We start from the raw sequence: 14,593 nt of genomic DNA on the forward strand, positions 1-14,593 counted from the left end.
AATTTCTCCTTTAATGACCGATGCTTGCGAGTATTCTAGCATTTGCAAACAAGACGCAGCAGGCGACCTCCCGCTCCATCTTCCAGAACCCACAGCGCACCTTCAGGGCCAACCTCAACCTCTCGGATTCGTTCACCCATGGCGAAACGCTCTGCCTCTGAGGCTTCCTGACCGTCAATTCTGATTCGTAACAGGGATTCTGACCGAAGGCCGCCGATAAACGCCTGGCCCTGCCAGTCGGGAAACATCGAACCGTAATAAAACGCCATCCCGGAGGGGGCTACCGTTGGCACCCAGTAAATCGCCGGTGCTTGGAATTCAGGGCGCGTGTCGTGATCGGGAATGGGAAAACCAGAGTAATGATCACCCCAGGAGACAAGCGGCCAACCATAATTCTCGCCGGCAAGGGTCAGGTTAAACTCGTCACCGTGTCTGGGGCCCATTTCATGAGTCCACAGCTGCCCCTCTTTGTCGAAAGCTATACCCAGCAAATTACGATGCCCGAGCGACCAGAAGGTTTGTGCGAGCTCTCCCTTATCCTGAAACGGGTTGTCCTCTGGAGTGGAGCCGTCCGGATTAATCCGGATCACCTTACCCAAATTCTGATCCCAATGCTGAGCCGGCTCGAGCTTTTGCCGGTCACCCGAGGTAATAAACAAATGCCCTTCAGGTCCAAATGCCAGCCTATGAGAGTAATGCCCTGCACCGGAAACCTTCGGAGTTTGCCGCCAGATAACTTCGAGGTTTTCAAGTTCTGGCTGTTCGGCCTGAGTGTTCAGACGGGCCCGGGCAACAACAGCCCCACTTTTCATCCAGGAACCCCGCTCCGCGTATGACAAGTAAATCCAGCGGTTGTCCTTAAAATTCGGATGAAGAATCACATCCCCTAAACCGCCCTGCCCGCCATATGCCACCTCGGGCACACCTTGAACAGAAAGCTTGGTGCGGTCTTTCAGGCGAACCAAATACAAAGTACCTGACTTTTCAGTAACGAGGAGACGACCGTCCGGAAGAAAGGCCATGGCCCAAGGCTCATTGAACTCACCAAAGCTCTCGGCGAGGAGCCGGGAGCCGGCATTTCCGTTAATCACGTGATCAGCGGGCTCGCCGTAGGTGTTGGAGGAAACCAGAACCCAAACAAGAGATAGGTACGATATGAAACGTAATGGTTGCATCGTTCTCCTCACTTCAAAGCTGACTTTGAATCACGGAAAAACTGGCCACCTGACTATATTGATTCATATGACCAACACGTGCGTTAAGATTATACTTCTGCTCGAAGCTAGACCCTGTCTACGTTTAAACTCCAAGCCCCGGGCCCAATGACTGTGAGCACCCCTCGTCGAAGTAAAAACCACTCTAAGCCTGTCCGCAAGAACCTACACCCGCGGAATCTACACAACCAAGGCTACGACTTCCCCGCTCTGGTAAAAAGCCACCCGGCACTTGCGCGTTATGTAAAACCGAACGCTCACGGCAACCTGTCCATCGACTTCGCAGATCCGTTGGCCGTAAAAACTCTAAACGCCGCGTTACTCAACCGATACTACAACGTTGTGAACTGGGATATTCCAGAAGGTGCGCTTTGCCCGCCAATCCCTGGCAGAGCCGACTATATCCATTACGTTGCTGACTTGTTTGGACCCGAAAACCCCAAAATCAAGATGCTCGACATAGGAACGGGCGCGAATGGAATCTACCCGCTGCTGGCCTGCCAAATTTACGGCTGGCAGTGTGTCGGCAGTGACATCAACACTCAGTCATTGGAGAACGTGGCAGACATCATCGCCAATAACCCCGCACTTAAAGGCCGAATTACGCTGCGCACACAACAAGATAAAAACCGCATTTTTGAAGGAATCATTCAGGCTGGGGAGTTCTTTGATGTCAGCGTATGCAACCCACCCTTTCATTCCTCGCTCGACGAAGCCCTTAAAGGTAGCCAACTTAAGCTTAACAACCTTGCCCGTAGCCGCGGTGAACAAAAAACCAAAACCCAATCGCCCACTCTGAATTTTGGTGGCATGGGTGCAGAGCTTTGGTGTAAAGGCGGCGAACAGCTGTTTCTTAAAAAGCTGATCAAAGAAAGCCAAGTGTATTCAACTCAATGCCGCTGGTTTACCAGTTTGGTTTCAAAAGCCGACAACGTTAAACCTGCAAAGAAATTGATTCATAAACTCGGGGCTGTGGATGTCCGGGAAATAGAAATGAGACAGGGGAACAAGGTGACGAGAGTGTTAGCGTGGACATTCATCTAACGCCTTTTTTAACGCGGTGAAGGAAAAACACCTTCACCGCAATCACTGACAGCTTTTATGGCAAGCATTACAAACGCTTGCTGAACACCAAGCCGCCCCAGGCCAGAGTACGGTCGCCGGTACCGCGCTTGATTTCCGAGCTTTGCACTCGCAACACGTAGCTCAGTTCGGTGTCACCCAGAAAACTGTGGGTGTATCCCGCCCAGACTTCCGCCAGCAGCACATTGAGATCGCTGGCGCTCAGCTCATGTTCTGAGTCCCGAAACTGCCCTTGCAAAAAGGCGTTATAGGCACGGGCTTTGACAGATAAGCCACCCCAGAAGTAATTTTCCCGCCCCCCGGGAGCGGCCACGCCGGGGGCTCGTTCGCCATAAGCCATCAACTCCGGGTTGAATCGATTATCCGGCGACGAGATCAGACCATTTCGGAACACCAACGCGGCACCAAACTCCGTCAAATAACCCACTGAACCAAAATACGTCACCTTAAGCTGACTATCCGGCACGCTGGCATCCAGATACTGGTGGTAAGCCGCGGAATAGCGAAACGTGGGCTCACCGCCGTTTGAAATCTGATACCTCCAGCCGTTCGCCCGATCACTACCAATCGCTTTATGAATCGAATTCTGGGCAGACTTGAATACATCGAGTCCGAGCATTCCCACCGTGAGGGAGGTCGTCCAACCCGTGTTGCTGGCGGCTGCCTGATAGCTCTGGCTGGAAGACACATACACAAGGCTGCTGTACGGGCGATCATCCTCTTCAACGGCTGACGCTTTGATTTCCTCCGGCGTAAAGCCATAAGCACCGAACTCCAGCGCCTGACTCGATGGCTTGCCAGCCAGTGCATCACTACGAGGAAGAACGAATTTATCCAGGCTCTGGCTCACCCGAGCTGCCGGGTTATCGAGAAAATCCCGGGAATTCGACGCGTAAGTAACCGCCAGCCCAGCGGTGTAGTCTCTGTCAGTTTGGGTGGGCGCAAAAAGATCGTTATCGGTAGACACCGCCAACACAGAGTCAGCAGATTGTGCAGAAGCTGAGAACAAAAAAGCGGCCGAAGCCAGGATAGATGTGATGTGTTGAAAGCGCATAGCCAACTCCGAGAAGTAATGAACCCGAACCAAGTTGGCGTGTATTTTTATAGAGGTTTCCGCACACGACTAATCAAAGAGACGTATTGAAAACATCATCAAGAATTATAGGTAAGCATGTTTACGGACAGAAAAACCCATTCCTATAAACACAACCTCAAACAATCACCAAAAAACATCACTGTGAGTGATATAACCCATGCCGACTGACAATTATTCAGGCGTACTCCAGAGGCGCATACTTCCCTGCATCTGATCCGGATTCACCGGACGATTCAGAGAAAGATTCAAACCAACTTATTCTGGAGATACAAACATGCGTAAATTTGCTCTCGTTGCTTTCGCGTCCCTCTTTGCTATTGCCGCTCTGCCTGCAAATGCCAGCCTGGCGGATCGAAAATCAGATCAGACCAACCTTGAGCAGTCCCAGCCATCACCCTACAGCGGGCAAACGGTCATTCGGGGAGAGATCAGAGAGGGTTTTGCTGAACACAAAAACGCGGAACCGGCGCCTTACAGTGGCCAGATGGTCATTCGCGGTGAAGTACAAACCGAAGGGCATTGTTAATTGCTTTGAAGGGTATGAACGTAGCCTTTACTGAGAACACGGCTCTTGGGGTAGTTCATTACTCATGCAAATGAGTGAAGCCTCTACTGCCCCACGAGCCGGCCACAGAGCTTAAATAATCCGGCCCCCTTCCCCCCGCCCGCGGCAGCCCACGTCTTCATAAGCGCCCCCAACCGCCTTGAACCTGAAACGTTTTAGAACAAAACATTCTCTGTGCTCTGTTGAAATCCGCACCTCTTAAGAATACTGTATATATAAACAGTATTCAGAGAATTCCCTATGAGCGAACTACTGAGCAACCTGCTTCAGGATGCCCGGGTGTGGCAGGGCCACCAACACAAAAAGACAACCCAGCCCGCAGAACCCACCGGGTATCAGTCGCTGGACAACCAGCTGGGCGGACTGGGCTGGCCAAAGGGTGCCTTGAGCGAATGCCTGCTGGATACCGTCGGCATTGGTGAGCTACACCTTGTGCTGCCGCTCATGCAGCGGGTATCCAACGAAGGTAAAACCATCTTCTGGCTAAACCCGCCCCATACACCCTACGCGCCGGCTTTGGCCCGAGAGGACGTAAATCTCGATCATGTGGTCATGGTGACCACGAAAGATCAAAACGACTTTTTGTGGACTCTCGAAAACTGCCTGCGCTCACCGGTTACCGGACTGGTGCTTGCATGGCCCGGCACGCTGGCCAGACGAGATGTTCGCCGCTTGCAGTTGGCCTCGGAGGCCGGCGGCAATGTGTGTGTGCTTTTCCGCAGCCGCCGCCATGTCGAGCAAAACTCGCCGGCCGCTTTACGGCTGGAACTCGTTCCGGGTGAACACCAAGAGCTAAAGATCAATATCATTAAGCGCCGGGGCAGCTGGCCGGGGCAGCGCTGTTCGCTGGCAATGAGCCACCGTGTAAACCTTGCCAGCGAGGAGGCCACCCGTGTGATTCAGGGTCCGTGGACCGGGGCTGCGCGGTAATCTTATGCTCTGGCTATATCTGCACTTCCCACATCTATTGCTGGACCATATCCAACGGAATCAGGATTCCGGGAGTGCTCTTGTGATCGTGGATGGTGCTGGCCAAACCATCACGCAGGTCTGCGCCACCGCCCGGGAGCTGGGCGTAGAAGTAGGCATGCGTCTGAAAACCGCGCTCGGTTTAGCGCCCAACTTGCACATTATGCAAGCAGATCCGAAACAGGAAGCATGGCTTCTGGAAGATCAGGCGCGCTGGTTGTATCACTACGCCGCCCACATTACCCTGGCACCACCTGATGGTCTTTGGGCGGAAGTCAGTAGCCTGCAAAAGCTTTACGGCGGTCTGCCGGCTATCTGGCAAACCGTGGAACAGGCATTAACCGAACGTCAGATTACGGCCTGGATAGCCATAGGCCACACACCACTAGCCGCCCGTATATTAGCCCTCACCGGCAAAGGTGAATGCACGGCAGACCAAGGCCACATCCTCACAGCGCTTGGTGGTTTACCGCTGCAAGCTGCCGGATTTGACAAGAAGTCCTGCACTCGCCTGCAACATCTGGGGCTTAGCACTCTTTGTGATGTATTCTCCCTGCCCGCTCCGGAGTTGGCTCGGCGACTGTCACCAGAACTGCTGGGCATGGTGCAGAAGATTCAGGGCACCCGAGCAGACCCCAAAGCACCTTGGCAACCACCCCACATCTTCAGGCAACGGGCGGATTTCATTCAGGAAGTTGAGCATACCCAAGGGCTCCTGTTCTCGTTACAGCGAATTCTGTCAGAGCTGGAGGAAGACCTCTGCTGGCGCCAGCAAGATACCGACACCCTGCTGCTCACTTTGCTACACCGCCATCAGGAATCTACACGATTTCGAATCCGAACCACCGGACCGGAACATCGTGCAGATGTATTTTTAAAACTGATTCGCCTGAAGCTTGATCAGCAACCTTTAAGTGCACCGGTGATCGCGCTCACGTTCACGGTTAAACGGTTTACCAGCCGAGAGGCACCAACGGGGCAGGATCTGCTCGGTGAAACTCAAGATCTGAACGAAGCCTGGCACACACTAATCAGCCGACTTCAGGCCCGGCTTGGAGATCAGGCCTTGAAACAACTGACCCCTTCCGAAGACCATCGGCCTGAATGTGCCTGGTCTGCGAAGCAGGTTTGCAAACCTACAAAAAAAAACGAGGTGGCACCAGCCCCTCTTCCTCACAGGCCCTTGTGGCTACTGAAAGGCCCAAAGCCTTTAGATCAAACCCCAACACACTGGCATTCCGGCCCGGAACGCATCAGCAGTGGTTGGTGGGACGGCCAGCGGGTTCATCGGGATTATTACATCGCGCAGTTGCCAGGTGGTGAGATAGCCTGGGTGTTCCGTGACCATCAGGAGGGATGGTTCATTCATGGGTGGTTTGGCTGATGGCTACGGGCTATGCGGAGCTATTCTGCTTCAGCAACTTCACCTTTCTAACCGGAGCTTCGCATCCTCAAGAGCTCGCAGAACGGGCTTTGGAATTAGGTTATAGCGCCATCGCAATCACTGATGCCTGTTCTGTAGCCGGCATCCCCAGAGCTTGGGCTGCGCTCAAAGACAGCCCGGTGAAGCTCATTACCGGCAGTTGGTTTGAGCTCGATGATGCGCCAACCGGTTCGTCGATTCCTCGTTTTATCCTGCTGGCAAAAGACCGCCAAGGCTATGGCCAGCTGTGCAAACTGATCACCACGGGGCGGCGCCGGGCTGAAAAAGGCCAATACCAACTCTTTGCGCGGGACGTTGAAACTCACGAATTGGATCACTGCCTTTGCTTGTGGCTACCACCCACGCGGGAAAGCGCCACACTCTCTGAAGCCAGCACTTGCGGTGAATGGCTGCTACGGGTGTTCGACCAGCGGTTACGGGTTGCCGCCAGCCGCACTCTGGAGGTGGGCGAGGAACAGCAATTGGCACGAATTCGGGAATTGGCTGACCACTTACGCTGCCCGGTGGTCGCCACCGGAGAAGTGCACATGCACAGCCGGGATCGGCAGCCGCTACAAGACGTACTCACTGCCCTGCGCAACCACCGGACACTAGAGAGTGCCGGCCATTGCCTGTTCCAGAACGGTGAACGCTACCTCCGGCCACTCCCTGTTCTGCAAAAACTGTTTCCGGAAAACTGGTTACGGGAGACGGTCCAGGTCGCCAGCGCCTGCCAATTTCAACCCGGCAGCCTACGCTATGAATACCCCCCCGATTTAGTGCCAGCCAATGAAACCCCTGCAGGTCTTTTAAAGCGCCTGACCCAGGAAGGCGAACGCCGCCGCTACCCCAACGGCACGCCACTGAAAGTTCAGGCATTAATTCGTAAAGAGCTGGGCCTGATCTCGGAGATGAAATACGAGCACTACTTTCTGACCATCCACGACATAGTCGCGTTTGCCCGAAGCCAAGGTATTTTATGTCAGGGGCGAGGCTCCGCCGCCAACTCGGCGGTCTGTTACTGCCTGGGAATCACCGAGGTGAACCCGGCCAAGGTCGAGCTGCTGTTTGAACGTTTTATTTCGAAAGATCGGGATGAACCACCGGATATCGATGTGGATTTCGAGCACCAGCGGCGAGAAGAGGTTATCCAGTATATTTATCAACGCTACGGTCGCGAACGAGCTGCATTAGCCGCAACCGTAATTCGTTACCGGCCCCGAAGCGCTATTCGGGATGCTGGCAAGGCACTGGGATTCGATGCCGCCTTGGTGGAAAAACTGCTGGACGGTATCGACTGGCGCGACAAAGCCACCAACTGGCGTCAACAAATTCTGGATAAAGGCCTCACCCAAAACCCGCAAGTGGCCAACCAGTTTTTTACGCTGGTGAATACCTTGTTGGGCTTTCCCCGGCACTTGTCCCAACACGTCGGCGGTTTTGTCATCAGCGCGGGGCCACTGTCAGAACTTGTACCGGTGGAAAATGCCGCCATGCAAGACCGCACCGTCATCCAGTGGGACAAAGACGATCTGGAAAGCCTGGGCCTCATGAAGGTGGATGTTCTCGCACTTGGAATGCTGACGGCTATCCGCAAAGCCTTGGCGTTGATCAGCACAGCGAAAGGTGAGCCCTTTGCCATTCAGGATATTCCCCAAGAAGACCCCGACACTTACGCCATGCTGCAAAAAGGCGACAGTATTGGTGTATTTCAGGTGGAGTCCCGCGCCCAGATCAACATGCTACCCCGACTGAAACCCGAGACTTACTACGACCTGGTCATCGAAGTGGCCATCGTTCGCCCGGGCCCGATTCAGGGCGACATGGTGCACCCTTACCTGCGCCGAAAACACGGACTGGAGCCTGTAGAGTTCCCCAACGATGCAATTCGTCAGGTACTGGAGCGCACACTGGGGGTCCCCATTTTTCAGGAACAGGTGATCAAACTGGCCATGGTGGCAGCCGGTTTTAGCGCCGGTGAAGCCGACAAACTCCGTCGCGCCATGGCCGCCTGGAAATCCGACGGGGATCTCTCCCCTTTCCGGGACAAGCTGATCAATGGGATGCTCGAACGTGGTCACGACCCGGAATTCGCCGAGCGCCTGTACCAGCAAATATGTGGTTTTGGCGGTTACGGATTCCCCGAATCCCACGCGGCCAGTTTTGCATTATTGGTGTATGTCTCCGCCTGGATAAAGCGCCATCATCCGGCTGCGTTTTACTGCGCGTTACTCAACAGCCAACCTATGGGCTTCTACTCCCCAAGCCAATTGGTACAAGACGCCCGCCGCCATGCCGTAACCGTTCTGCCCCCGGATGTAAACTTCAGCAACTGGGAGCACACACTCGAAGGGCCGAACCAACACCTGCGTCTGGGCCTAAGAATTGTTCAAGGCCTGTCCCGCCACGGGGGCCAATCCGTTCACGAAAACCGCCCCACGCAAGGCTACCGCTCGGCCAGCGAACTGCGTACCACTGCCAAGCTCAATCAACGCGATATGGAGCTACTGGCCGGTGCCAACGCCATGGCCGGGTTCACCTCAGACCGCCATCAGGCTTATTGGCAACTGCTGGAATACGAAGAACCTTCCGCCCTCTTTGCCCAAGAGACCGAAGCCGATTACCAGCCCCAGCCCTGTAACCAGCTACCCACGCCCACGGAAGGCCAAAACGTACTAGCTGACTATCGCAGCCAAGGCCTAACGCTACAAAGACACCCCTTGGTTCTGCTTCGCGAACAAGGCCACCTCCAGCACTGCCTGACTGCAGAACAATTAAAATCCACCCGCCCCGGCATCCCGGTGCAAGTAGCTGGCTTGGTTACTGGCCGTCAGCGCCCGGGTTCTGCAGCTGGCGTCACCTTTGTCACTCTGGAAGACGAAACCGGCAACGTGAACATTGTTGTCTGGCTTGCAACTGCCCGCCAACAACGCAAACCGCTACTCACCGCTCGGCTATTGCACGTAAAAGGGGTTGTCGAAAAAGAGGGAGACATCGTGCACGTAATGGCGGGGAAACTCTCAGACCTGAGCCACCTGATTAACACGCTACCGGTCAGTTCGAGAGATTTTCAGTGACCACAAACAAGAAAACCCCGCCGAAGCGGGGTTTTCCTGGTACAGCATGAAGCGAAGATCAGCTCAAAAGCTTGATCATCACACCCGCTGCAACCGCCGAGCCGATAACACCAGCCACGTTCGGGCCCATTGCGTGCATCAGCAGGAAGTTCTGCGGGTTAGCCTCAAGACCAACCTTGTTGGATACCCGCGCTGCCATTGGCACCGCAGATACACCGGCAGAACCGATCAGCGGGTTGATGGGGTCTTTGCTGAACTTGTTCATCAGCTTAGCCATCAGAACACCTGACGCAGTACCCACACCGAACGCAACAACACCCAGTCCCAGGATACCCAGCGTCTGGCCATCCAGGAACTTATCTGCCATCAGCTTGGAGCCAACCGACAGCCCCAGGAAGATGGTTACGATGTTGATCAGCGCGTTCTGGGCAGTATCGCTCAAGCGCTCTACTACACCACACTCACGCATCAGGTTACCGAAGCAGAACATACCCAGCAGCGGTGCTGCATCTGGCAGGAACAGAACCACAGCAATCAGAACAACCAGAGGGAAAACAATCTTTTCCTTCTTGCTGACCGGACGCAGCTGGCTCATTTTAATAGCCCGCTCTTCCTTGTTGGTCAGTGCTTTCATGATTGGCGGCTGAATCATCGGAACCATTGCCATATAGGCGTATGCGGATACGGCAATTGCACCCAGAAGATGCGGAGCCAATACACTGGCTACGTAGATAGAGGTCGGGCCATCTGCGCCACCGATGATACCAATCGCAGCCGCTTCAAGGATGTTGAACTCCAGCACGCCAGTCCAATCCAACAGTGCGGCACCAATAACCGTACCAAAGATACCGAACTGAGCTGCGGCGCCCAGCAGCATGGTCTTCGGGTTCGCAAGCAGAGGACCGAAATCGGTCATCGCACCTACGCCCATGAAGATCAACAGCGGCCCAATGGTGCTGCCGATAACAACGGAGTAGAAGTTATACAGCATGCCATTGCCATAACCGAAGTCTTGGGCAAGGGAGTTCGCCATTGCCATTTCAGAATAGCTGGCCTCTTTCACCGCGACCTTGAAGGCTTCCTTCAGTTCAGGCGTTACCGCCTGCCCTGCCTGGTAAGCAACATCCAATGGAACAGCCAGTGCTGCCAGAATCTGGGTAGCATCGCTCTTCAGTGCAAAGTGAATCGCATTTTCCGCCGCAGTCAGGGCCAACCCTGCCTCCGGGATGTTCGCCAAGATACCGCCAAACCCGATTGGTACCAGCAGCAGTGGCTCAAAGCCCTTGCGAATCGCAAGGAACAGCAGCAGCAGGCCGATGGCGATCATCACCACCTGACCAAACTCTATGTTGAACAGGCCACTGCCTGTCCAGAGTGTCATTATCTTATCCATGGAATGCTGGCCCTTTATGCGATTGTCAGCATTTCATCATCAACAGAGACGGCATCACCGACTTTGATGAAGACTTCACCGATGGTTCCGGCCTTGGACGCGCGAATCTCGGTTTCCATTTTCATGGCTTCGAGAATAATCAGCACATCACCTTCTTCAACCGTGTCTCCTGGAGAAACCAAGATCTTCCAGATGTTGCCACTCAACGGCGCAACAACAGGCTCACCGTCGCCCGCAGCTACTGGTGCAGCAGCAGGTGCAGCACTGGAACCGCCCTGACCTTCGATCTGGCTGATCTCGCCGCCTTCGGTAACCGCCACAACGTACTTCTGGCCATTCACCTCAACGGTGTAGTTCTCAGGACCTGCAGACTTCTTGGCCGGAGCCACATCATCGGCGCTGGGTACTGGCTCGAATGCATCCGGGTTGCCACGGTTCTCGAGGAACTTCAGGCCGATCTGCGGGAACAAAGCGTAAGTCAGAACGTCATCGACTTCCTGCTCCGCCAGCTTGATGCCTTTCTCGTCGGCCAAGCCTTTCAGCTCTGCAGTCAACTTGTCCATTTCTGGCTCGATGTTGTCTGCCGGGCGGCAAGTGATCGCTTCAGCGCCATCCAGAACACGCTCTTGCAGTTCCTTGTTGAACGGAGCCGGTGCAGCACCGTATTCGCCCTTCAGGATTGCAGAGGTTTCTTTAGAGATAGACTTGTAGCGCTCACCGGTCAGTACGTTCAGAACGGCTTGCGTACCAACAATCTGAGAAGTCGGCGTTACCAGCGGGATGAATCCCAGGTCTTCGCGAACTTTAGGAATCTCGGCAAGAACCTGGTCAAACTTATCGGTAGCGTTCTGCTCGCGCAGCTGATTTTCCATGTTGGTCAACATGCCGCCCGGAACCTGAGCAATCAGAATGCGAGAGTCAGTACCGCGCAGGCTACCTTCGAACTTCGCGTACTTCTTACGTACTTCGCGGAAGTAGGAAGCAATTTCTTCAAGCAGGTTCAGGTCCAGACCGGTATCACGGTCAGTACCTTCCAAAATCGCTACCACAGCTTCGGTGGGCGAATGACCGTAAGTCATACTCATGGAAGAGATAGCGGTATCTACGTTGTCGATACCCGCTTCCGCAGCTTTGATCGCCGTAGCAGTAGACATGCCCGTGGTGGCGTGGCACTGCATGTGAATCGGGATATCCAATTCTTTCTTCAGGCGGCTGACCAGGTCGTAGGCAACGTAAGGCTTCAGAATACCCGCCATGTCTTTGATGGCGATGGAATCTGCACCCATGTCGGCGACTTCTTTCGCCAACTCAACCCACATATCAATAGTGTGCACAGGGCTAGTGGTGTAAGAAATAGTACCCTGAGCATGCTTACCTGTTTTACGAACTGCTTTAATCGCAGTCGCCAGGTTGCGAGGATCGTTCATCGCATCGAAGATACGGAACACATCAACGCCGTTTTCGGCAGCACGATCTACAAAACGCTCTACCACGTCATCCGCGTAATGACGGTAGCCCAGCAGGTTCTGGCCACGCAACAACATCTGCTGTGGCGTGTTAGGCATTACTTTTTTCAGTTCGCGGATACGCTCCCATGGGTCTTCGCCCAGGTAACGAATGCAGGAGTCAAAGGTAGCACCACCCCAAGATTCCAAAGACCAGAAGCCAACTTGGTCAAGCTTCTCGGCAATCGGCAGCATGTCGTCTAGGCGCATGCGGGTGGCAAGCAGGGACTGGTGGGCGTCACGTAGAATTACGTCCGTAATCCCCAGCGGTTTTTTTGTGTCAGTCATCGTGTCAGCCTTCTGTTAAAAGGTTCTAATTCCGTTCCCGGGTCACTTCTTGTGGCGTGACCGGTATTGTGCAATCGCCTTCTTGATGGCCTCGGCGGTGTCAGGGTCAACCGACGTTGGCGCCTTCGGCTTGGCACGTGGCGTTCTGGCCGGGGTTGCCGGCTCTGGCGGAGCAAGCCGCAGAATGATTTTCGACATCAGGCCCGTCGCGAACACCAGAATAACCAGAAACGCGAACACAAAGCCCATACCGGCGATCATCAAATCTACGGCGTTTGACATCAGCTCATTCATAGTGAACAGCTACCTGTATTGGTTTGTGATTTCCCCGCTCCTATCACGCGCGTTCAGACAAAGCCTTATGGCACGCAAAATCAAAACGGGAGGCAAAATCGTGCGTAATTTACCGGTTTCACTGTTCTTGAGCAACTAAAAGCACATTTTTCTATAGGGATTTCCCGAGCGCGCACCCAAAAAAAGGGTTCTAAGCACCCGGAAAAAGCATCCTATTCAGACATAACGCACCCGAATTTTCCGGCCCTTCACTTTCCCTTGCTCAAGCCGCGAAAGCGCCTTGCCGGCCCAAGCCACGTCGACCGCAACAAAACACTGGAAATCAAACAAATCAATCTTCCCGACCGCTGAACCCGGAATTCCAGCCTCACCGGTCAACGCACCCAACACATCCCCACGACGAACCTTCTCTTTACGCCCACCAGCCAGGCAGAGCGTTTTCATGGGCGGAACAACAGGTCTTACAGGTTCAGCAAGCAACTGTGCGGTATCACCCCACTCTGCCGTCATGCCACGAGCGCTTTCCAAGCGAGTAATCTTGTGCCCCTGCTTCGGTGTACACAAGGTGACCGCATGCCCCTGCTCGCCTGCACGCCCGGTACGACCAATCCGGTGCGTATAAACCTCGGGGTCCCGGGCGGGCTCCGCATTGATGACCAATGGCAAGCCTTTGATATCCAATCCACGGGCCGCCACATCCGTTGCAACCAAAACGGTGCAACTCTGGTTCGCAAACTGAACCAAAGTACTGTCACGCTCCCGCTGCTCCAGATCGCCGTGCAGCGCAGACGCGGCAAAACCCATCTGCCTGAGCGCCGCGGCAAGATCATCACAATCCCGTTTGGTTGTGCAAAAAACCAGGCTCGCCGTCGGCTGGAACCTCGACAATAGCCCCGCTACCGCCTCTACGTCTTGGCCGGGGGCAATTTCGTAAAACAACTCTTCAATCGTGGCTGTCGAGTCATTCACCTCGATCCGCACGTCTTCTGGGTTCACCTGGAAACGCTCACTCAAGGTACGGATGGGCATTGGCCAAGTTGCGGAGAACAACAACGTCTGCCGGGACGAAGGGGTTTGCGCAAGAATGCCCGCCACAACGTCCTCAAAACCCATATCAAGCATGCGATCCGCTTCGTCCAGAACCAACGTATTCAGATGCTCAAGAGACAAAGTCCCTTTGCGGAGATGATCATCCACCCGCCCCGGCGTACCCACAATAATATGCGCACCATGACTGAGCGAACCAATCTGAGGCCCGATGGAAACACCGCCGCACAACGTCAGCACCTTGACGTTGTCTTTGGCTCGAGCCAGCTCCCGCAGAGCTTTAGCGACCTGATCCGCCAACTCGCGAGTAGGGCAAAGCACTAACGCCTGAACCGCGAATCGTTTGGGCTGAAGCTTTTCGATCAAAGGGATACCGAAAGCAGCCGTTTTGCCACTTCCGGTTTGAGCCATGGCGATAACATCTTTGCCCGCCAAAGCCGGTGGCAACGCCTTTACCTGAATGCCGGTAGGCTGTGTGAAGCCCAGCTGCTCAAGGTTAGCCAGCATGGTCGAAGAAAGGCCAAGCTCTTTAAAAGAAGACATAGAAAAATCCGTGGGGTGAGTAATCGTGGGTGATTGAGTTCGCTCTGACGGCGTATACTAGAGAAAATTTGATTAAGTTTATCACGAATCTACGGA

The 14,593-nt window shown here is 54.4% G+C and carries 11 protein-coding genes; 5 read left to right on the forward strand and 6 right to left on the reverse strand.

Annotation, left to right across the window (positions count from 1 at the left end; all coding sequences use genetic code 11):
• Nucleotides 1-35: 35 nt before the first annotated feature.
• Complete coding sequence (locus tag DOQ08_RS14365) at nt 36-1,175, reverse strand: PQQ-dependent sugar dehydrogenase (RefSeq protein WP_114335680.1); 1,140 nt, start codon at nt 1,173-1,175, stop codon at nt 36-38.
• Nucleotides 1,176-1,322: 147 nt separating this feature from the next.
• Here DOQ08_RS14365 and rlmF point away from each other — a divergent pair, with 147 nt between their 5' ends.
• Entirely contained in the window at nt 1,323-2,258 is a 936-nt protein-coding gene (gene rlmF, locus DOQ08_RS14370) for a 23S rRNA (adenine(1618)-N(6))-methyltransferase RlmF (RefSeq protein WP_206074874.1), read from the forward strand.
• A 67-nt stretch (nt 2,259-2,325) separates the two neighbouring features.
• Here the strand turns inward: rlmF and DOQ08_RS14375 are convergent, their stop codons facing one another.
• Nucleotides 2,326-3,351: a lipid A deacylase LpxR family protein gene (locus DOQ08_RS14375; RefSeq protein ID WP_114335681.1), complete on the reverse strand. Its 1,026-nt coding sequence runs from the start codon at nt 3,349-3,351 to the stop codon at nt 2,326-2,328.
• A gap of 316 nt (nt 3,352-3,667) precedes the next feature.
• On the opposite strand from DOQ08_RS14375, the gene DOQ08_RS14380 reads away from it, so the two are divergent.
• The 4 genes from DOQ08_RS14380 (at nt 3,668) to DOQ08_RS14395 (ending at nt 9,427) form a co-directional block, all read left to right on the forward strand.
• Nucleotides 3,668-3,919 (forward strand): hypothetical protein, encoded by a 252-nt coding sequence (locus DOQ08_RS14380; RefSeq protein ID WP_114335682.1) that lies wholly within the window; start codon nt 3,668-3,670, stop codon nt 3,917-3,919.
• A gap of 279 nt (nt 3,920-4,198) precedes the next feature.
• Nucleotides 4,199-4,888, forward strand: a complete 690-nt coding sequence (imuA, locus tag DOQ08_RS14385; protein WP_114335683.1) for a translesion DNA synthesis-associated protein ImuA — start codon at nt 4,199-4,201, stop codon at nt 4,886-4,888.
• 4 nt (nt 4,889-4,892) lie between these two features.
• Nucleotides 4,893-6,311: a Y-family DNA polymerase gene (locus DOQ08_RS14390; protein WP_114335684.1), complete on the forward strand. Its 1,419-nt coding sequence runs from the start codon at nt 4,893-4,895 to the stop codon at nt 6,309-6,311.
• A complete protein-coding gene (locus DOQ08_RS14395) occupies nt 6,284-9,427 on the forward strand; it encodes an error-prone DNA polymerase (protein WP_227537698.1) in 3,144 nt (1,047 codons plus the stop codon). The genes DOQ08_RS14390 and DOQ08_RS14395 overlap by 28 nt, the downstream gene beginning before the upstream one ends.
• A 58-nt stretch (nt 9,428-9,485) precedes the next feature.
• On the opposite strand, the gene DOQ08_RS14400 is transcribed toward DOQ08_RS14395, so the two are convergent.
• The 4 genes from DOQ08_RS14400 to dbpA all read right to left on the reverse strand — a co-directional run bounded on the left by DOQ08_RS14400 (nt 9,486) and on the right by dbpA (nt 14,497).
• The gene (locus tag DOQ08_RS14400; protein WP_319921913.1) at nt 9,486-10,820 is read right to left on the reverse strand and encodes a sodium ion-translocating decarboxylase subunit beta; all 1,335 of its coding nucleotides are present in this window, start codon (nt 10,818-10,820) and stop codon (nt 9,486-9,488) included.
• Between the two features lie 14 nt (nt 10,821-10,834).
• The gene (gene oadA, locus DOQ08_RS14405) at nt 10,835-12,613 is read right to left on the reverse strand and encodes a sodium-extruding oxaloacetate decarboxylase subunit alpha (protein ID WP_114335686.1); all 1,779 of its coding nucleotides are present in this window, start codon (nt 12,611-12,613) and stop codon (nt 10,835-10,837) included.
• 42 nt (nt 12,614-12,655) lie between these two features.
• On the reverse strand, nt 12,656-12,907 hold the full coding sequence (locus DOQ08_RS14410) for an OadG family protein (protein ID WP_114335687.1): 252 nt from the start codon (nt 12,905-12,907) through the stop codon (nt 12,656-12,658).
• Between the two features lie 216 nt (nt 12,908-13,123).
• Nucleotides 13,124-14,497: an ATP-dependent RNA helicase DbpA gene (gene dbpA, locus DOQ08_RS14415; protein ID WP_114335688.1), complete on the reverse strand. Its 1,374-nt coding sequence runs from the start codon at nt 14,495-14,497 to the stop codon at nt 13,124-13,126.
• Nucleotides 14,498-14,593: the final 96 nt, after the last annotated feature.

Origin of the sequence: Marinobacter litoralis, from assembly GCF_003336705.1 — a bacterium.
Taxonomy (GTDB): Bacteria; Pseudomonadota; Gammaproteobacteria; order Pseudomonadales; family Oleiphilaceae; genus Marinobacter; species Marinobacter litoralis.

Coding starts and splice junctions, on each gene's coding strand:
- DOQ08_RS14375 (WP_114335681.1), bottom strand. CDS start 3,351: ATGCGCTTTCAACACATCACATCTATCCTGGCTTCGGCCGCTTTTTTG.
- DOQ08_RS14400 (WP_319921913.1), bottom strand. CDS start 10,820: ATGGATAAGATAATGACACTCTGGACAGGCAGTGGCCTGTTCAACATA.
- DOQ08_RS14395 (WP_227537698.1), top strand. CDS start 6,284: ATGGTTCATTCATGGGTGGTTTGGCTGATGGCTACGGGCTATGCGGAG.
- DOQ08_RS14390 (WP_114335684.1), top strand. CDS start 4,893: ATGCTCTGGCTATATCTGCACTTCCCACATCTATTGCTGGACCATATC.
- DOQ08_RS14365 (WP_114335680.1), bottom strand. CDS start 1,175: ATGCAACCATTACGTTTCATATCGTACCTATCTCTTGTTTGGGTTCTG.
- DOQ08_RS14410 (WP_114335687.1), bottom strand. CDS start 12,907: ATGAATGAGCTGATGTCAAACGCCGTAGATTTGATGATCGCCGGTATG.
- DOQ08_RS14380 (WP_114335682.1), top strand. CDS start 3,668: ATGCGTAAATTTGCTCTCGTTGCTTTCGCGTCCCTCTTTGCTATTGCC.
- imuA (WP_114335683.1), top strand. CDS start 4,199: ATGAGCGAACTACTGAGCAACCTGCTTCAGGATGCCCGGGTGTGGCAG.
- oadA (WP_114335686.1), bottom strand. CDS start 12,613: ATGACTGACACAAAAAAACCGCTGGGGATTACGGACGTAATTCTACGT.
- rlmF (WP_206074874.1), top strand. CDS start 1,323: ATGACTGTGAGCACCCCTCGTCGAAGTAAAAACCACTCTAAGCCTGTC.
- dbpA (WP_114335688.1), bottom strand. CDS start 14,497: ATGTCTTCTTTTAAAGAGCTTGGCCTTTCTTCGACCATGCTGGCTAAC.